At 67.4% G+C, this 18,415-nt stretch carries 17 protein-coding genes; 10 read left to right on the forward strand and 7 right to left on the reverse strand.

Going from position 1 to position 18,415, the window contains the following annotated elements; all coding sequences use genetic code 11:
* Nucleotides 1–31: 31 nt before the first annotated feature.
* The 3 genes from ACFCV3_RS15020 to ACFCV3_RS15030 are packed head-to-tail and all read right to left on the reverse strand — an operon-like array spanning nt 32 to nt 4,361.
* Nucleotides 32–2,653, reverse strand: a complete 2,622-nt coding sequence (locus tag ACFCV3_RS15020; protein WP_376030432.1) for a GH116 family glycosyl-hydrolase — start codon at nt 2,651–2,653, stop codon at nt 32–34.
* Nucleotides 2,654–2,709: 56 nt separating this feature from the next.
* A complete protein-coding gene (locus tag ACFCV3_RS15025; protein WP_376030433.1) occupies nt 2,710–3,927 on the reverse strand; it encodes an MFS transporter in 1,218 nt (405 codons plus the stop codon).
* Complete coding sequence (locus ACFCV3_RS15030) at nt 3,924–4,361, reverse strand: MarR family winged helix-turn-helix transcriptional regulator (protein ID WP_376030435.1); 438 nt, start codon at nt 4,359–4,361, stop codon at nt 3,924–3,926. The genes ACFCV3_RS15025 and ACFCV3_RS15030 overlap by 4 nt, the downstream gene beginning before the upstream one ends.
* Before the next feature lie 110 nt (nt 4,362–4,471).
* Between ACFCV3_RS15030 and ACFCV3_RS15035 the strand changes: the two genes are divergently transcribed.
* Nucleotides 4,472–5,482, forward strand: a complete 1,011-nt coding sequence (locus ACFCV3_RS15035) for a hypothetical protein (RefSeq protein WP_376030436.1) — start codon at nt 4,472–4,474, stop codon at nt 5,480–5,482.
* On the opposite strand, the gene ACFCV3_RS15040 is transcribed toward ACFCV3_RS15035, so the two are convergent.
* Together ACFCV3_RS15040 and ACFCV3_RS15045 are read right to left on the reverse strand one after the other, a co-directional pair.
* Nucleotides 5,455–5,997: a hypothetical protein gene (locus tag ACFCV3_RS15040; protein ID WP_376030438.1), complete on the reverse strand. Its 543-nt coding sequence runs from the start codon at nt 5,995–5,997 to the stop codon at nt 5,455–5,457. The two genes, ACFCV3_RS15035 and ACFCV3_RS15040, sit on opposite strands and share 28 nt — an antisense overlap.
* Nucleotides 5,998–6,057: 60 nt before the next feature.
* On the reverse strand, nt 6,058–7,020 hold the full coding sequence (locus ACFCV3_RS15045) for an SDR family NAD(P)-dependent oxidoreductase (RefSeq protein ID WP_376030440.1): 963 nt from the start codon (nt 7,018–7,020) through the stop codon (nt 6,058–6,060).
* A gap of 229 nt (nt 7,021–7,249) precedes the next feature.
* Here ACFCV3_RS15045 and ACFCV3_RS15050 point away from each other — a divergent pair, with 229 nt between their 5' ends.
* Nucleotides 7,250–8,476 (forward strand): sensor histidine kinase, encoded by a 1,227-nt coding sequence (locus ACFCV3_RS15050; RefSeq protein ID WP_376030441.1) that lies wholly within the window; start codon nt 7,250–7,252, stop codon nt 8,474–8,476.
* Nucleotides 8,463–9,131: a response regulator gene (locus ACFCV3_RS15055; RefSeq protein WP_376030443.1), complete on the forward strand. Its 669-nt coding sequence runs from the start codon at nt 8,463–8,465 to the stop codon at nt 9,129–9,131. Before ACFCV3_RS15050 ends, ACFCV3_RS15055 begins: the two co-directional genes overlap by 14 nt.
* A gap of 2 nt (nt 9,132–9,133) precedes the next feature.
* On the opposite strand, the gene ACFCV3_RS15060 is transcribed toward ACFCV3_RS15055, so the two are convergent.
* On the reverse strand, nt 9,134–10,762 hold the full coding sequence (locus ACFCV3_RS15060) for a GMC oxidoreductase (RefSeq protein ID WP_376030445.1): 1,629 nt from the start codon (nt 10,760–10,762) through the stop codon (nt 9,134–9,136).
* 154 nt (nt 10,763–10,916) lie between these two features.
* Here ACFCV3_RS15060 and ACFCV3_RS15065 point away from each other — a divergent pair, with 154 nt between their 5' ends.
* Genes ACFCV3_RS15065 through ACFCV3_RS15075 form a run of 3 tightly spaced genes read left to right on the forward strand, consistent with a single transcriptional unit; the run spans nt 10,917 to nt 13,371 of the window.
* Complete coding sequence (locus tag ACFCV3_RS15065) at nt 10,917–11,519, forward strand: TetR family transcriptional regulator (RefSeq protein ID WP_376030447.1); 603 nt, start codon at nt 10,917–10,919, stop codon at nt 11,517–11,519.
* Complete coding sequence (locus tag ACFCV3_RS15070; protein WP_376030448.1) at nt 11,516–13,075, forward strand: MDR family MFS transporter; 1,560 nt, start codon at nt 11,516–11,518, stop codon at nt 13,073–13,075. The genes ACFCV3_RS15065 and ACFCV3_RS15070 overlap by 4 nt, the downstream gene beginning before the upstream one ends.
* Entirely contained in the window at nt 13,072–13,371 is a 300-nt protein-coding gene (locus ACFCV3_RS15075) for an MTH1187 family thiamine-binding protein (protein WP_376030450.1), read from the forward strand. The genes ACFCV3_RS15070 and ACFCV3_RS15075 overlap by 4 nt, the downstream gene beginning before the upstream one ends.
* On the opposite strand, the gene ACFCV3_RS15080 is transcribed toward ACFCV3_RS15075, so the two are convergent.
* Nucleotides 13,368–14,096, reverse strand: coding sequence for an SDR family oxidoreductase (locus ACFCV3_RS15080; RefSeq protein ID WP_376030452.1), 729 nt, complete (start codon nt 14,094–14,096; stop codon nt 13,368–13,370). The two genes, ACFCV3_RS15075 and ACFCV3_RS15080, sit on opposite strands and share 4 nt — an antisense overlap.
* Nucleotides 14,097–14,195: 99 nt before the next feature.
* Here ACFCV3_RS15080 and ACFCV3_RS15085 point away from each other — a divergent pair, with 99 nt between their 5' ends.
* The 4 genes from ACFCV3_RS15085 to ACFCV3_RS15100 are packed head-to-tail and all read left to right on the forward strand — an operon-like array spanning nt 14,196 to nt 18,311.
* Complete coding sequence (locus tag ACFCV3_RS15085; RefSeq protein ID WP_376030454.1) at nt 14,196–15,062, forward strand: helix-turn-helix transcriptional regulator; 867 nt, start codon at nt 14,196–14,198, stop codon at nt 15,060–15,062.
* Nucleotides 15,063–15,117: 55 nt separating this feature from the next.
* Complete coding sequence (locus ACFCV3_RS15090) at nt 15,118–16,392, forward strand: ThuA domain-containing protein (RefSeq protein ID WP_376030456.1); 1,275 nt, start codon at nt 15,118–15,120, stop codon at nt 16,390–16,392.
* A gap of 21 nt (nt 16,393–16,413) precedes the next feature.
* Complete coding sequence (locus tag ACFCV3_RS15095; RefSeq protein WP_376030458.1) at nt 16,414–17,502, forward strand: WD40/YVTN/BNR-like repeat-containing protein; 1,089 nt, start codon at nt 16,414–16,416, stop codon at nt 17,500–17,502.
* Nucleotides 17,499–18,311, forward strand: a complete 813-nt coding sequence (locus ACFCV3_RS15100; RefSeq protein ID WP_376030460.1) for an endonuclease/exonuclease/phosphatase family protein — start codon at nt 17,499–17,501, stop codon at nt 18,309–18,311. The genes ACFCV3_RS15095 and ACFCV3_RS15100 overlap by 4 nt, the downstream gene beginning before the upstream one ends.
* The last annotated feature ends 104 nt before the right edge of the window (nt 18,312–18,415 follow it).

Here is an 18,415-nt window from a genome sequence, read left to right on the forward strand (position 1 = left end):
CGGGACCACGACGTGTCGTTACCGACAACAATCAGCGGAACGGGAGGGAAGATCCGGCGGTGAGGGTGTCGGCTGTGACGGTGATCGGGGGTTCGCCCGGGAGGCTGAGGGAGGTGAGGAAGAGGGTGCCTTCGCGGACGTGGAGGCCGTTGGCGTCGAGGGTGCCGAAGGCGTTGCCGGTCGACCAGAAGTGGGTGCCGGGGGCGCCGAAGCGCATGACGCCGGTGCGGCCGTCGTAGTCGAAGCCGGTGAAGGCGACGACTGCGCCCCAGCTCGCCATCGCTCGCGCGTAGTGGTGACCGCACTCGGCCTCGTCGTACGGGTTGCGCCGCTCACCGTCGTACCGGGCTCGGATGTCGGTGATCACCTGGAGGCCCTCGTCGACCAGGCCTTCCTGGATCAGGCCGACGGCGAGGATGTGTTCGAAACCGGTCATCACTTCGCTGAAGTAGGGGAACGGGCGCTCGGGGCGGTTGCCGCGCGGATAGCTGCACATCAGTACGGCGGTCTCGTCGCCCAGCACGTAGCTGCGCATGTGATTGAAATGGCCATGGAAACCTTCGAGCCGGTTGTGGCGGAGGATGCTGGCCAGGGTGGTCCGCACCTGCTCGGGGTCGAGGAGTGAGTCGAAACCGGCGATCCGGGCGAGGTGCTGGCCGACCAGTTGGTCCACCAGGCAACCGTCGCCGAGCTGGAGGACCGGGTTGGTCGGGTCGTCGGCGCCCATGGATTCGCGCAGGCCGGGTGCGACGTCGTCCGCGGAGGCCGGCGGGCGGATCTCGTGGCGGTAGTACTCGCCGTTGAAGAGGTGCTCGTCCGTCCACGCGCTGCCGTGGTCGAAGAGCCGGCGGCACTCGTCGGCGAGCTTGTCGTCGCGTTGGTAGCGGGCCATCTCCTCGGATGCGCGGAGCGCCGCGAGGTACCAGGACTGCATCTGCGGGTTGGGGCCGTAGTACTCGACGTCCATCGTGTTGTGCTGGCACCCCTCGATCACGCCGTCGCGATCGGCGTCCCAGCCGCCCTCGATCCAGCAGAACTCCAGCGCTCGCCGAGCAGCCGGCCAGAGGTTGTGGAGCAGTTCGTCGTCGCCGCTGAGACGCCAGTCGCGGTACAGCTTCACGAGGCACCCGAGCTGACCGTCGGCCGCAGCGACTCGCCAGTCCTGGGCGTGGGTCTCCAGAGGGAGGCCGACGCGGAAGCTCATCAGGCCCTGGTCGTCGGTGGCATGGGCGAACTCGACTTCGCGCAGTGAGCGGGCGATCTCGCCGAACAAGTACGGCGTCGCCTGTTCGTAGTTCCACACGTGCGTGCAGCTCCCGAAGCAGCTGCCGACGTGATCCGAACAGCCTTCCCAGCCGAAGAACCGGCCGTCGGGGGTGCGGAAGAAGGTCTGTGTGCGCAACGTGCTGAGGTTGAAGAGCGCGGCCTCTTTCACCTGGTCAGGAAGGTCGCTCGCAAGGAAGTCCGAGACGAAGGCGACAGTACGGCGTTCCAGATCGTCGAGCTGCGGTGCGAAGCGGCAGACCGCGGTCCAGGCGTCGTCCACGAGTGTCGTGTAGTGGTTGCCGACGAGGTCAGGCTTCTCCCAGGCGCGCCGGTTCGGGAAGTGCCAGCCGAGCAGAAAGGTGAAGTGCTCGGTCGCGCCGGCAGCCACGGTACGTCGATCAGCCACCGACGCGACCGGGGTGTCGGAGGTGCTGGTGCGCTCATCGAGTCGCCCGTCCGCACCGAAGTCGTCCCAGAAGTCGAGCAGACTGTCCCCCCACGTCCGATCCGCCCACCCAGTCCGCCGACTAACGTCCCACCCGTCAAGCACAGCAAGCGCAATCGTCCCGAACTGCTCGGCCTCGGGGGAGACACCGCGACTCTGCAGCAGCACCCCATCGACGCGCGTCCCCTGCAACTCCCCGCCGGCCCCACTCCTCGCGCCGGCCCCACTCCAGGCGTCGGTCCCGCGCCCCGCGTCCGCTCCGCGCCCCGCGTCCGCTCCGCGCCCCGCGTCGGTCCCGCGCTCCGCGTCGGCTCCTCCTGGGGAGGTCGCCCCATGCACGGGGCGTTTGGGGAGGAGACCGCCTCTCCCCATTTCGCCGGCCGCACCGGTGTTGTAGTTGCCTGTAGCAACATCTATGGTGCCGTCGCGGCCGATGAAGTTCTCGATGGAGCCGGCCAGGGAGACTGTCACCGGCTGATCGGTGGGGTTGGTGACGGCGTAGCGGAGGACGGCGATTGGCCAGGAGCTGGCTTCTATGTCGGTGGGGACGAACGGGGTGAAGGCCTCGACGGCGAGCTGCACCGGCACGTCGGCGTCGCGCAAGGAGAGTCGTGCGAACGGGTACGCCGTACTGAATTCAGCTTCGCGGAAGCGTGGTAGGCCGTGGCTCTGGGCGGGGCTGCCGTGGGCGCCTTCGTATTCGCTGAGGTCGAGTGGGCCTTCGGCGGCGCGGGTGGTGACGGTGCCGTCGGCGGATTCGGTGCGGATCGCGAAGAACGCCGTACTGGGGTGGAAGCCCTTGGCCGGCCGGTTCACGATCTCCCAGTCCCGGAGATTACCGCGGCCGCCGAAGCTGACCGTCCCGGTGCCGATCCCGCCGAGCGGTAAGGCGATCCGCCGCAACTGCCGGCCGGTATACGTACGAAGCAGAGGCCACATCATGCTCATCGACCCTAGTTGCCGTGGCCCCTGCCCGGGAATGGATTCGGCTGGACCAATCAGGCGTCGGCAGCGGTGAGGGCTTCGGCTTCGCGTTCGGAGTGGGTGGCGGGGAGGCGGAGGTGGGCCAGGGGTTTCCAGCCGGTGGCCAGGACTGCTACGGCCAGGAGTACGGCGAAGGCGCCGACGTAGAAGGGGAGCTGGATGTTGACCTCTTCGCCGAGTTTGCCGGCCAGCCAGGGGGCGACGGCACCGCCGGAGAAGCGGACGAACGAGTACGCCGCCGACGCCGTACCGCGCTCGACCGGGGCTGCGCCCATCACGGCCTCGGTGATCAGGGTGTTGTTCACGCCGAGGAACAGGCCGGCCACGATCACGCCGATCGCGAGGACTGCCTTGTGGTGGGCGAAGACGCCCATCAAGGCGAGGTCGGCACCGAACAGCAGCAGTGACGTCATCACCACCGGCAGGGTGCCGAACCAGCGCTGCAACCGCGGTGCCACGAAGACCGAGGTGACCGCGAGGCCGATACCCCAGCCGAAGAAGATCAGCCCGATCTGCCGCGCCGACATCGCCAGCGGGAACGGGGTGAACGCGAGCAACGTGAAGAAGCCGAAGTTGTAGAGCAGTGCGGTGACGGCGACCGTTGCGAGGGAGCGGTGGCGCAACGCCTTCAACGGCTCGAGGATCGACGTACGGCGGGCTTCGGGCGGCGTGGCCGGCAGCAGGAAGGCGGTCGCGGCCAGCGCGATCGTCATCAGTACGGCGACGCCGAAGAACGGGCCCCGCCACGAGATCGTGCCGAGCTCACCACCGACGAGCGGGCCGGCGGCGATGCCGACCCCGAGCGCGGCCTCGTACAGAATGATGGCCTCGGCGACCGAGCCGGCCGCGGAGTTCACGATGGTGGCCAGGGCGGTCGCGATGAACAGTGCGTTGCCCAGACCCCAGCCGGCCCGGAAGGCGACGATCATGCCGATCGAGTTCGACAGGCCGGCCAGTGCGCTGAACACGACGATGACGGCCAGTCCGATGAGCAGCGTGCGCTTGGCGCCGATCCGGCTGGAGACCGCGCCGGTGATCAGCATCGCGAGGCCGATCACCGCCATGTAGCTGGTGAACAGCAGTGACACCTGGGACGGACTGGCGTGCAGCTGCTCGGCGATCGGCTTGAGGATCGGATCCACGAGGCCGATGCCCATGAACGCGATCACACACGCGAACGCGACCGCCCAGACGGACTTGGGTTGCTTCAGAAATGACGACGTACCACTCACCGGGGCGAGTCCTCCAGAACATCGAGGGTGAGAATCCTGTGCATCACCGCGACCGCGTCCTCGAGAGTCTCGAGGTCGGCCGCCGGTAGGTGACGAAGTCTGGCCGCGACCGCGGCACCCGCCTCCCGGCGGGCGCGCTGCAGTTCGGTCAGGCCTGTCTTCGTGAGGCTGATCAGGCTGGCGCGCGAATCGGCGGGATCCGGCGCGCGCCGTACCCACCCTTGTTCCTCCACGCGCTGCACCAGCGTGGACATGGTCGGCTGCGACGTCCGGTCCGCCTTCGCCAGATCACTGATCCGGGTCGGCCCCAACTCGTCCAGCCGCCCGAGCAACCGCATCGCCGCATGCGGCAACGCACTCACGTCCCGGCTCGCCATCCGCGTCAACCGCGCGGCCGCGACCACGACATCAACACCCAGCTCGTTCAGGTCCACGCTCCAAATATACATAGGAATGCTATGCATCTCTACCGGCGGTGGCGTGAAGCGGATCACTGGATGCGTGCTGGACCGGTTCTGGACCGGACGACTCTAGGGTCGTCGGCATGAGGGGACAGTGGGTCGCGGCCGTCGTGGTGTTCGCAGTGGTATCGGCGTGCTCCGGTGCCGGCGAGCAATCCGCCGCTCCGCCTCCGCCGTCGCCGTCGGGCAGCAGTACGGCGACTCCGCCCCCGACGCCGGTGATCTCGGAGGATGAGGTCACGCGGGCTGTCGAGGACTACTTCGCGACCCGGAACCGGGCGGCCGCGAAGTACGACGATGCGCTGATCAAGACCGTGACGAGTGGGCCGTTGCGTGTGCAACGCCTGATGGACCACAAGATCAACCGGATCCTGAAGACGAAGATCCCGGCGATCAAGGTCAAGAACACGGTCGGCACGGTGACCCCGCCGGGCACCTCTCCGCAACTCCTGGTCGTCGACACCGAGCTGCAGACCAAGGACTTCCCGCGGCTGACCGCGCTGGCTGAGCGGAAGCGTCCGGGGTTGCCGTGGAGCTGGAAGTACGCGGTGAACCTCAAGGACGAGACCGTCATGCAGTTCCTGACGACGCAACCCCGGCCCGGTGACTTCACTCTGCGCACACCGACGAAGGCGGAACTCGCACGCTTGAAGATGTCTCCCGCCGCGGCCGTCAAGAAGCTCGCCGAGTTGCTGACGACCAGGACGATGGATCTCACCTTCGCGCCGTTCCACACCTCGGGAAGTGCTTCGTCGTACACCGGCGAGTTCATGTGGGCCCAAAGCAGTGGTGCCGACAAGCCCAGCACACTGGCGTACGTCGACGGCCCGGTCGTCGCCCTGCAGTCGTCGTACGACAAGGTTCTCGTCTTCGCCACCATCGGCATCTCCTGGAGCTACCACGCCGAGCCCGGCAGCACCCTTCAGTGGCCGCCCGGGCCACGCGCGGCCCTCGCTGTGAAGGGCCGCGCGTACAGCAACGCGGTGATGTACTTCGAACAGCTTCAGGTGGTGATCGGTATCCCACCGAAGGGGCCGGGTATCCCCGACGTCTTCGGCATCGAGCCTCAGCTCACCGGAGCCGGCGGGTATTGATCGGTGCGGAAGAGGCTGACCGGTAGGGGGCCGCGGTGCAGGATGTGGGGGATGTCGGCCCAGGGGAAGAGTGGCTCGGTGGGGTTGAGGGTTCGTAGTCGCTGCAGGGCCTGCTCGGAAGGTTGCGTGAGGGTTGCGACTGTCGCGGGGGAGTAGGGGATGAAGTCCCCAGGGGGTTGCGGCGCGGCGTTGTGGCGTTTGAGCAGGATGCAGGTGTTGGCCGGGTCGAGGAGGTCGGCGTCGAGGGTCCAGTAGTCGAGGACTACGCGGCCGATGCGGCCGGATTCGTGCAGGGCTTCGAAGAGCGGAGCGGGGTGGACCGGGGAGAGGAACACGACGTCGGCCCAGGTGCAGCCCAGTGGGTGCACCGGGTCGAGCATCGCGGCTGGGCGGTGGGCATACTTCTCCGCCTCGCGTCCGTAGAGGTCGGGGTGCTGGTCGCGCAGCAGGTTGAGGGGTAGGACGGCGTCGCCGCGGAGGTCGGGGATTGCGGCTCGGTACAAGAGAATCGTCATATGCAAAAGCCTCCGGCCGCAGGAAGTCTGCGACGGAGGCTCTGCACATATTCTATCGGGTCAGGGGAGCATGGCGGTGGCGCCGCCGTCGATCACCTGGGCCGAACCGGTCATGAACGGGTAGCGGTCGGAGGCGAGGTCGACGACGAACGCGGCGACCTCCTCGGGCTTGCCGATGCGCCCGGCGGCTGGTGCCCGGGAGCGGGCGACGACTGCGATGCCCGCGCGGTAGACGCTCTCGGGGGCGTTGTCGATGCCGGCGACCTTGCGGACCATTTCCGTGTCGACGATCCCCGGCAGGACGGCATTGACCCGGATGCCGTCGGCACCGTAGTCGAGGGCCGCGGCCTGCATCAGGCCGAGGAGTGCGTGTTTGCTGGCGCCGTACGACGCGAACCCCTGCCTGACGGCGAGTGAGTTGATGGACGCGGTGATCACCACACTGCCGCCGCCCGCTTTGAGCAGGTGTGGGATCGAGTGCTTGAGGGTGAAGAACGCGCCCCGGACATTGGTGGCCTGGATGTCGTCCCACTCGGCGGTGGGGACTTCGTGAAGCTTTCTGACGCCGTGGATACCCGCGTTGCTGAACACGACGTCCAACCGGCCGTAGCGGCTGGCGGTGCTGTCGACGAAGCGGCGTACCTGGTCTTCGACCCGGACGTCGGCCTGCAGGTACGTCGCTTCGTGGCCCGCTGCCCGGATCTCCTGTTCCACCTGCCGGCCGCGGTCCTCCCTGCGCCCGCAGAACGCAACCTTGGCGCCTTCGGCGGCGAAGGCTTGTGCAGCTGCCCGCCCGATACCCGAGGTCGCGCCGGTGATCAGGACCACCTTGCCGGCGAATCTCGCGCCGTCGGCCGGGGCCGCGGTCATCCGCGGGCCGGTATCCGCAGTGAGCCGGCCGCCGACGGCACCTGCCGTGCCGGCCACCAGCGCACCGGCCGCGGCCGCGCCGACCATGGCCCGCCGGCCGTATCGTCGAGCCGGTTTGCCGGTCTCGGCTGTCTCTTGCTGGTTGTCAGTCATGTGCCCCAGGCCTCCTACTCGGTCCGGCCGTGTTGTCGGCCGGCCAACTCCTGCAGCGTAGGAACGGCGGCACCGCGCGGGCATCTGCTGGACGGCCGGTCTTGCCCTGTCGCTCGTCCGCCGGTACTACGACCTCCGGCCTAGGTCGGAGGTCGGGGCGGGTGGGGTCGGGTGTCCGATGACGGCGCTGGCGGTGATGTGCTCCACTGGGGAGGTGCTCACTCGAGCGGTGAACAGCCTGTCAGTCGGGGGTCGGTCGACCCACCGGCCGCTGCTGCCTGCGTCCACCTGGATGACCGTGCTGGTCGGCGTCAGCTGCCTGCTGATGGCGATCAGCAGCTTCAGTTCGTTGACCTGGGCAACCGTCGTACTGGTGGTCACTCCGGCGGGGCTGCTGATCCTGCAGATGCTGATCGGCCGGCAGTACGGCGATCGCCCGCCGGCGGCCCTCGCGGCCGGTGCCATCGTCGCGCAGCTCGGCATGATCGAGCTGGTCGCGCAGCTGGACGGGCAGACCATCGCCTCGCTGCTCTATTTCGCGCTGCCGTTTCCGGCAGTGTTCTGGCTGGGAGCTCGGGCCGGTTTCATCGTCAGCGCTGTCATCCTCAGCCTCTTCACCGTCCGGTTCGCGGTGAACAAGCCGCAGTGGCGGACGGATCCGGACGTGCTGCACGGCTACATGCTCTTCGCGATCGCGCTCGTGCTGGTCACCGCCACCGCTGTGCTGGTCCGGCGGGAGCGAACCAGCAGAGAGCGGGCCGAGCGCTTGCTCCATGATCTCGGCGCTTCCCATCGTCAGCTGGTCGAGTCCCAGGGTCGCGTCGCCGAGCTGGCCACGATCGAGGAACGCAACCGGCTGGCCCGCGACATCCATGACAGCCTGGGCCACTACCTCACTGTGGTCAGTGTCCAGCTGGAGAAGGCCCAGTTGCTGGTCGCCGAGGATCCCGTGGCCGCGTCTGCCGCGGTCGCCAACGCGAAACGGCTCGCGGATCAAGCGCTGTCCGACGTCCGGGAGTCGGTCGGCGCGCTCCGGAGGGACGAGGCCCCGTTCCTGCTGGAGCCGACTCTGCGCGGCATGGTCACAGACCTGCAGGTCCTGCCACTCGACCTCAGTCTGCAGGTCACCGGCGATGAGCAACACTATTCGCGACAGCAGTTGGTGGCGCTGTACCGAGCCGTCCAGGAAGGCCTGACGAACGTGCAGCGCCATGCCCGGGCCAGCCGCGCACGGGTGGTCGTCGAACTCACCGAAGCGAGTGCCTCGGTGACGGTGGACGACGACGGTATCGGTCCGCCGGCCGGTGCCGGCAACGGTCTGCGAGGCGTGCGGGAACGGCTGGAACTGGTCAGTGGCAGGCTGGTGCTGACGAACGCACCAGGCGGAGGGACGCGGATGGCGGTCACGATTCCCCGGACCCGGGCAAGGAAGGCGAGGGCCGATGGGGACCAGTGAGAACATCCGGCTGCTGATCGTCGATGATCAGGAACTGATGCGGGACGGACTGACCGCTATTCTGGAGCGGCAGCCCGGGATCGAGGTGGTGGCGACTGCCGCGGACGGCGCCGAGGCCTTGCGACTGGTGGCCGAGCTCGCCCCCGACGTGGTCCTGATGGACGTCCGGATGCCGGTGATGGACGGCGTACAGGCCACGGCGGAGATCGTCCGCAGCTGGCCGGACGTCAAGGTCGTGGTGCTGTCGACCTTCGATGACGACGAGCACGTCACCAGGGCGTTGCAGGCTGGCGCCACCGGCTACCTGCTGAAGAACCTCCCGGCTCAGGACCTCGCGGAAGCCGTCAGGCTGGCCTGCCGGGGTGTCCTGCAGTTGGCCCCGGCGGCCGCGGCCAAGGTGGTCGCCGCGCTTTCCGCGACGGCGCGGGAATCGGCTCCGGCCGAGCCACCCGCCGCACTCGCCCGCCTCACCGACCGCGAGCGTGAAGTGGTGCGACTGGTGGCGGCCGGTGCGAACAACCGCGAGATCGCCCAGGATCTAGTCATCTCCGAAGGCACGGTGAAGAGTCACATCTCCAGCGTCCTGAGCCAGCTCAACCTCCGGGACCGGACCCAGCTGGCGGTCTTCGTCCACCAGCACCTCCCCGGTCGCTGAACCTATCGGCGCTTCAGGTCGCTGGCGAGAACGTGGGCGATGTTGCGTTCGGCCAGAGCGGTGATGGTGACGAAGGGATTGACGCCGAGGCTGCCCGGGATCAGCGAGCTGTCGGTGACGTAGAGGCCCGGGTGGTTGCGGACGCGGCCGTAGTTGTCGGTCGCTTTGCCGAGCAGGGCGCCGCCGAGCGGGTGGTAGCAGAAGTCGGCGGCGAAGGCTCGGTTGCCGGTGAACAGGTCGCGCCGGTACGTCGTACCGATCGCCTTGTTGATCTTGTCGAACAAGAACTGGGCTGACCGGAGTGACTGCGTGCTCTGGCCGGCTGACCAGTGCAGATCGGCGCGGTCGGAGTTGTGGTTGTAGGTGAAGCGGCCGCGCTCGGGGTTGACCGTGATCGCGAGGTAAAGGCTGGCCCAGGTTTCCAGACCGACCGGCAGTGGAGCGATCTCGGCGAACGACGGATACTTCGGATGGTTCCAGTTGTCGATCGCGAGCGTCGGGATGGTCGACTGGAGGGTGCCGGTCGGATCCCAGAGGTGGTTGGCGCGGGCCGTCATCACGTTGCCGTTGGTGCCCCAGCCGTTGCCGATCGCGGCCGGTAGGTCGGGCAGCGTCCCGGTTTCTCTTGCCCTGAGCAACAACTCGGTGGTACCGATGCTGCCGGCGCCGAGGAACAGGGATCCGCAGGAGATCTCGCTCCGGCGGACCACCTTGCCCCAGGCATCAATCTGCTCGAGTCCGACCAGATAACCCTTACCCTGCTTGCGAATCGTGGTCACCCGGGTGAGCGTGCGGATGGTGACGTTGCCGGTGCCGAGAGCGTCGGCGAGGTAGGTCTTGTCCAGCGACTGCTTGCCGTGGTTGTTGCCGTAGATCACCTCACCGGCCAGTGCCGACCGCGGCGCTTGCCTCTTCTCCTCCCGCCGCAGGTAGTTGAAGTCGTAGACGTTCGGTACGACGCTCGTCCGGAAGCCGGCCTGATGAGCGTGCCGCCGGGAGACCCGCGCGTACTTGTAGACCGGGGTCTGCTCCAGGTAGCGGGGATCGATCGTGTTCACGCCGAGCATCCGGCGGGCCAGCGGGAAGTACCGCTTGTACATCGCGTCCGCATCCACCTGCGGCAGCATCTTCTCGAAGTACGCGCGCTGCGGAGTCGGTGCCATCCCGCCGTTGACGAGCGAACCGCCGCCGACCCCGCGACCGACGTACACGCCCATGTTCGGGTAGTCGATCCGGTCCAGGACCCCGGCGTACGGCGTCCCTAGGTCGCGGTTGACCACGTCGAGCCAGAGGAAGGTGTCGAGTGGTGCCTTGGTCCGGCGGTGGAACCACATCGACCGGCGGTCCGGGTTCAGGGTCGAGCAGAACACCTTGCCGTCCTTTCCGGCGGTGTTCCACAACTGGCCCATCTCGATCATCGTGGTCCGGATCCCGGCCGCGCCGAGCCGCAGCGCGGTGACGGCGGCGCCGTACCCGGTACCGACGACGAGAGCAGGAACGTACGGCGCGGCCGTGTCTGATCCATGGGCCGGCCCGATCCGGGTGAGGCCGGTCGCGGCGGCCGCGGTGAGGGCGGTCAGGCCGGCGAACCGGCGGCGGGTCATTGCGGACGGATTGGTCTCGAAAGTCACTCCACGCACCGTAGTCGAGTGATCACGGAAGTGAAATACATTCGGCATGTCGCCGGTCCGCGCCTAGAGTGACGGTTGCCCCTTCGTGCAGAGCTGCAAAATTGCATCCCATAATAGTTTGCAGTGACTGCAAGAATCTGCCTACCCTGTTCGGGTGAGTCAAGGTGAGGGTGGGTTACGGGAGCGGAAGAAGCTCCAGACCAGGGCGGCGCTGACGGATGCCGCGCTGCGGCTGGCGTTGGCGAAGGGGCCGGACAACGTCACGGCCGAGGAGATCGCCGAGGCGGCCGATGTTTCGGTGCGGACGTTCTTCAACTACTTCCCGCACAAGGAGTACGCGATCCTCGGGCGCAATCCCGCGCATCTGGAGAGCGCGCTGGAGCTGATCGCAACGGCGCCGGCCGAGCAGTCGCCGCTGACCACGATGTGGCTGATCGTGCGCGACGTCCTGCGGGACCTGATGGCCGAAGGTGAGTTGAGCCGGCGGGGTGAGCTGATCATGGGGTCGCCCAGCCTGCTCTATCACCTGATGCTGTCGAGTATGGACGACGAGCGGCAGCTGTCCGCGGCGCTGACCGAGCGGATCGGCGACCCGCTCCGGGCGCGGCTCATCGTCAGCGCGGCCGGGACGGCCTGCCGGGTCGCCGTCGAGCTCCACAAGGACGCTCCGGACTCCGCACCCGCCGACCTTGTCGACGCAGCGTTCCAACTACTTGCTCAGGGCATCGACCCTGACTACCAGAAAGGTTCTTCATGACGACGACCTCGGCCGAGGGGGCCGGTTCCGTCGCGACGCTCACGCCGCGGCAGACCGTGCAGGCCATGTCCGGTCTGATGATGGGGCTGTTCGTGGCGATCCTGGCCGGCACCGTGGTGTCGACCGCGTTGCCGCGGATCATCAGCGACCTGCAGGCGAGTCAATCGTCCTACACCTGGGTCGTGACGGTGGAGCTGCTCGCGATGACGGCCACCGTGCCGTTGTGGGGCAAGCTGGCCGACCTCTACAACAACAAACTGCTCGTCCAGCTCTCGCTCGGGTTCTTCGTGGTCGGGTCGCTGGTTGCCGGCTTCGCGCCGAACATCGAGGTGCTGCTGGGCAGCCGGGTCCTGCAGGGCCTGGGTGGCGGCGGACTGACCGCGCTCGTGCAGATCGTGATGGCGGCGATCATCCCGCCGCGTGAGCTCGGCCGGTACTCCGGTGTCTTCGGTGCGGTCTTCGCGTCGGCCACTGTCGGTGGGCCGCTGCTCGGTGGCTTCCTGGTCGACTCGCCGCTGGGCTGGCGGGCCTGCTTCCTGATCGGTGTGCCGTTCGTGATCGCCGCGATCATCCTGCTGCAGCGCACCCTGAACCTGCCGACCGTACGCCGTGAGGCCAAGATCGACTGGTGGGGCGCGTTCTTCATCACGGCCGGTGTGAGCACCCTGCTGATCTGGGTCACCTTCGCCGACAAGAAGTTCGACTGGGTGTCCGGCTGGAGCTTCCTGATGGTCGGTGCGGCGCTGGTCGCGCTGGTTGCCGCGGTGTTCGTCGAGCGCCGGCACCCGGAGCCGATCATTCCGCTGGACCTGTTCCGCAACCGCACGGTCACGTTGTCCATCGTCGCCAGCGCGCTGGTCGGTGTCGCGATGTTCGGTGGCTCGGTGTTCCTCGCGCAGTACTTCCAGACCGCGCAGGGCTACTCGCCGACCAAGGCCGGCCTGATGAGCCTGCCGATGATCATCGGCATGATGGGTGCCTCAACGGTCGCCGGTGGCCTGATCACGAAGACCGGCAAGTGGAAGGTCTACCTGGTCCTCGGCAGCGTGCTGCTCCCGATCGGGCTGGCCCTGTTCGGCACGATCGACGCGCACACCTCGAAGTACCTGCTCTGGGCCTTCATGCTCGTCCTCGGTATCGGCATCGGCCTCGTCATGCAGAACCTGGTCCTCGCCGCACAGAACGACGTACCGGCCAGCCAGCTCGGCGCAGCCACCTCCGCGGTCAGCTTCTTCCGCAGCATGGGCGGCACCATCGGCGTCAGCGTCCTCGGCGCCATCCTCGCCAACCAGATCCTGGACCGCCTCAACCCCGGCGGCGCGGCCGGTGGCGAGAGCGACGTCGTACCGAATGTCGCCGAGCTCCCGCCCGCCGTCCGCACGGTCGTCGAAAACGCCTACGGCGACGCCACCGCCGACCTCTTCATGATGTCGGTCCCCTTCGCCGTCCTGGCCCTCATCGCCGTCCTCTTCATCAAGGAGAAGCCCCTCCTCACCACCACCGGCGCCGAACGCCGCGCCGCTGAAGAGGGAGGGGCTGACAAACTGGATGCATGATCGTTGCGTTCAGTATCAGTCCGTTGGCGGGTGATGAGACCGGGGGCGTGAGCGAGGCGGTGGCTGCGGCTGTCCGCGTTGTTCGCGCCTCCGGTCTTCCCAATGAGACCAATGCCATGTTCACCAACATCGAGGGGGAGTGGGATGAGGTGATGGCTGTGGTGAAGGAGGCGGTTGAGGTGGTGGCTGCGGTTTCGCCTCGGGTGAGTTTGGTGCTGAAGGCTGATATCCGGCCTGGGTACACGGGGCAGCTGACGGCGAAGGTCGAGCGGATCGAGCAGGCGCTCGCCGATTAGTGGGAGTTGAGGATCGCCACGGCTTCGGCGTGGCGGTTCTCGCGTTCGGCGGCGCGGAGGAAGTGGACTCGGTCGACGAGGATCTCGTGGGCGTCGGGGTTCTGCTGGAGCAGGGCGATGGACTCGTCGGTGAACTCGCCCAGAGGCATCCAGGTGGGGTCAGGGTCGGCGCCGTTCAGGAGGTTGGTCTGGACGGCGGGTGGGATCAGTTCGATCACCTGGATGCCGGTGTCGGCCAGTTGCAGGCGGAGGCTCTGGGTGTAGCTGTGGACCGCGGCCTTGGTGGCGTTGTACGTCGGGGTCAGGGCCAGGGGGACGAAGGCCAGGCCGGACGAGACGGTGATGATCGCCGCGTCGGGCTGCTGGAGCAGGTGCGGGGTGAAGGTGGCGATGGCGCGGATCGTGCCGAGCAGGTTGATCGCGATGGTTTCCTCGGCGACGGCCAGGTCGGGGGTGTGCAGGTCCTCGTCACGCATGATGCCGGCCATCGTGACCAGGACGTTGATGTCCGGGTACTTCGTGGTGACCGTGCTGAGGGCGTCGGGGTCGGCGACGTCCAGGACGATGCCTTCGAGGTTGTCCTCGGCGGCGATGCGGTCGAGGAGGTCCTTGCGGCGGCCGCTGATGATGACGGTGTTGCCGAGGTCGCGGAAGCGGCGGGCGAGCTCGAGGCCGATACCCGACGTACCGCCGGTCATGAAGATCGTGTTGCCAGTGGTTTTCATGGCTCCAGCCTGGAAGCGGATGCCGTCGGCAACCAGGCTCGGTGTAACCACTGCTCGGCAGGCAGTGGATAACTCCGGTGCGGCAGGGACACTGAAGACATGGAGTACGCCGATCTGTCCGACTTCCTCCGCAAACGCCGGGAGGCCCTGCAGCCCGAGGACGTCGGGATGCCTCGCGGCCGACGACGCCGTACGCCGGGACTGCGGCGCGAGGAGGTCGCCGTACTGGCGTCGATGTCGACCGACTACTACAGCCGGCTGGAAGGTGGCCGGGGGCCGCAGCCGTCGGTGGAGATGCTCGGCGCGATCGCTCGGGCGCTGCGGCTGACGCTGGAGGAGCGGGACCATCTGTTCGTGCTTGCCGGGCACGGCGTCCCACCGCGGACGACGCGTGCGTGTCACGTCGACCCCGGGATGCTGCGGATCATGGACCGCCTGCAGGACACGCCCGCGCTGCTGCTGAACCGCTGTGGTGAGACGGTCGCGCAGACGCCGGCCCATATCGCGTTCGCCGGTGAGCAGACGAATTTCGAGGGTATGGAACGCAGCGAGGTGTACCGCTGGTTCGTGCACCCGGAGCGCCGGGCGCTCTACCAGGAGCCGGAGTTGTCCCGGCACAGCCGGCTGCTGGTCTCGCTGATCCGGGTCACCGCGACCGCCGATGGACCCAAGTCGTACGCCGCTTCGATCGTGAGCACGTTGCAGAAGGAGAGCCCCGAGTTCGCCGAGATCTGGGACCGGCACGAGGTGATCCCGGCGCACAGCCGGACCAAGCAGTTCCGGCATCCGGTCGTCGGCGAGCTGGAGCTGTACTGCGAGGTGATCAACAACGCCGACCAGCAGCAGATCCTGGTGGTCTTCACCGCCGAGCCGGGCAGCGAGAGCGCCGAGAAGTTGCGGCTGCTCGGTGTTTTGGGAAGTCAGTCGATGAGCTCTGGACAGGACTTTCGTCGGGAGTTAATTTAAGTCCCGACGTCTCGGAATGCCCTTTCCGGGATCGCCCTCCGGAGAGGACCGCCCCATGCCTTCCGCTCGCTTCCGCCTGCCCGCACTCATCCTCGCCCTGCTCCTGACGGTGGCCGGGCTGACGACTTCCGCGGCCGCCCAAGTTCAAGCGACCTTCAACGTGCTGGCCTTCTACGACGGCAACACCCAGGACGCGGCGCACAACGACTGGGTGAAAGAGGCCAATCAGCGGTTCCCGCAGTTCGGCGCGCAGAACGGCTTCACCTACACCGCGACCAACGACTGGAACCGGCTGAACAACCTGCAGGCCTCGCAGTACCAGGTGGTGATGTTCCTGGACAACCGGCCGTGGGCCGCATCGCAGCAGACGGGGTTCCAGCGCTACATGGAGAACGGCGGCGCTTTCTTCGGCTTCCATGTGACCAACTACAACGACGCCGGCCAGGGCTGGCCGTGGTTCAACAACACGCTGCTCGGCACCGGCCGGTTCAACTCGAACACCTGGCTGCCGTCCGCGGTCACGCTGCGGACCGAGAACCGTTCGCACCCGTCACTGGTGAACACGGGCGCGACGTTCCGGTCGTCGGTCAGTGAGTGGTACAGCTGGCAGAACGACCTGCGGCAGAACCCGAACATCCAGGTGCTCGCCTCGATCGACCCGTCGAGCTTCCCGGTCGGCACCCAGAACGGCAACATCTGGACGTCGGGCTACTACCCGATCGCGTGGACCAACAAGAACTTCAAGGTCATCTACGCGAACTGGGGCCACAACGCGATGAACTACCAGACCAACACCCGGACCTCGTCGACCTTCGACAGTGCGGCCCAGAACCAGTTCACGATGGACGCGCTGAAGTGGCTCGGTGGGGGCGGTACGACGCCGCCGGTCGAGCAGCCGGCTCCTGGTGCGTGGTACTCGGTCTCGAACAAGGCCAACGGCAAGTGCATCGACGCCCGCGCGGCCGGTACCGCCAACGGCACGGTCGTCCAGCAGTACAGCTGCAACGCGACCACCGCACAGAACTTCCAGTTCAACCCGACCACCGACGGGTTCACCCGGGTCAACAACCGCAACGACGCGACCAAGGTGATCGACGTTTCCGGTGTCTCGACCAACGACAACGCCGGTCTGCATCTGTGGACGTACGGCGGTGGAACCAACCAGCAGTGGCAGGCAGTTTCCGAAGGCGGCGGCTTCTTCCACTTCGTCGTACGGCACACCAGCAAGTGCCTGACCGTGCCCGGCGGTTCGACTGCCGACCAGACTCAACTGGTGCAGTCCACCTGCAACGGCGGCGCGGACCAGTCCTTCAAGCTGACGGCGGCCTGATACTCCTCTAGATTGCGGCCCATGAGAATCCTGCGTGTGGCCGCAATCGCGGCAGGAGGTCTGCTGGTGCTCTCTCAACTGACACCGGCTCAGGCAGCCGGTGGTCCGTCGTACCGGTGGGAGGTGACGCCGACCGGGAGTACGGCGCAGTTCCGCGGGTTGTCGGCGGTCAGTAAGGACGTCGCCTGGATCGGCGGGTCCGCGGGGCAGGTGCTGCGGACCGTGGATGGGGGCAAGCACTGGCAGAACGTCAGCCCGGCCGGTGCGGAGACCGTTCAGTTCCGTGATGTGCAGGCCTTCGATGCGCAGCGGGCCGTGATCCTGTCGATCGGACCGGGGACCGACTCGCGCGTCTATCGGACCGCGAACGGCGGCAAAAGCTGGACCGAGACGTTCCGCAATACCGACGAGAAGGCGTTCTACGACTGCATCGCCTTCAATGACAAGAGTCGTGGGCTCGCGCTGAGTGACCCGGTGGACGGCAAGTTCCGGATCGCTGCCACTTCGGACGGCGGCAAGTCATGGAAGGTGCAGTCGAACGCCGGGATGCCGGCGGCACTGCCCGGTGAGTTCGCGTTCGCCGCGAGCGGGACGTGCCTGGTCGCCGGACCCGGTCGTACGGCGTGGTTCGCGACCGGCGGCGGTGACCGGCCGCGGGTCTTCCGCACGTTCGACGGTGGCCGGCACTGGACGGTGTCCGATTCGCCGATGGCCAGTGGCGAGGCGGCCGGCATCTTCAGTCTCGCTTTCCGTGGTTCGCTGTTCGGGGTCGCGGTCGGTGGCGACTTCCTGAAGCCGACCGAGGCCGTCAAGGCCGCCTCGATCACGTACGACGGTGGTCGGACCTGGAAGCTGGTCCCGGCCGACAAGGCGCCGAAGGGGTATCGGAGCGGATCGACATTCCTGCCACCGTCGGTCAGCCGGTCGCTGACCACGGTGATCGCGGTCGGCCCGTCCGGCAGTGACGTCAGTCGCGATGGTGGCCGGAGCTGGACGCAGTTCTCCGACGGCAACTTCGACAGCGTCGAGTGCGGTGGCCACGGGACCCAGGCAGGTTGCTGGGCGTCGGGCGCCAAGGGTGCGGTCGCGCGGCTGGTCGTCGGACGATGAGGCGCGCGTTGGTGGGCCTGGTCGCGTTGCTGATGACGATTCCCGCGATGGCCGCGGCTCAGCCCGATAGCGGTCGGCCGGGCCGGGACCTGACCGTGATGACGTACAACATCCACCATGGCGCGGGCGTCGACGCCGTACTCGATCTGGAGCGGATCGCGGCCCTGATCGAGCAGAACGGCGCGGATGTCGTCGGGCTGCAGGAGGTCGACCGGCACTGGAGTGCGCGGAGCAACTGGGTCGATCAGCCGGCCTGGTTCGCCAAGCGGCTGAAGATGCACTACGCGTACGCCGCGAACCTCGACCTGCCGCCGCTGAACCCGGGGGAGCCGCGCCGCCAGTACGGTACGGCGATCCTGTCGAAGTACCCGATCAAGGACTTCAGCAACACGCTGCTGCCGCGGTACCCGACCGGTGAGCAGCGCGGACTCGCGGTCGCGACGGTGAAGGTCCGGGGAGCCGAGCTGCGGTTCGCCAACACGCACCTGACCCATAACAACAACGCGGAGCGGCTGGAGCAGGCGCAGAAGGTGGTCGAGCTGCTCGGCGCGTCGGAGCAGGCGACGATGCTGGTCGGTGACCTGAACGCGCGGCCGAATACGCCGGAGATGAAGATACTGACCGACGTACTGGCTGACACCTGGGTCGAGGTCGGCGTCGGCCCCGGCTACACGATCGAGGCGAGTAACCCGACCGCCCGGATCGACTACCTGCTGCACAGTCCGCAGCTGGTCCCACTGAAAGCTGCTGTCCCCGTGAGCCTGGCCTCCGACCACCTGCCGGTCGTTGCCTCGTTCACCCTTCGCTGAACCGTCCATTCAGCGCAAAGCGCCCACCCGACTCCGGTCGGGTGGGCGCTTTCTTGTGAATTACAAGCTTGTAGTTTGTCAAGCCGACACGCAGGTGAAACAAA

Origin of the sequence: Kribbella sp. NPDC056345 (genome assembly GCF_042262745.1) — a bacterium.
Classification (GTDB): domain Bacteria; phylum Actinomycetota; class Actinomycetes; order Propionibacteriales; family Kribbellaceae; genus Kribbella.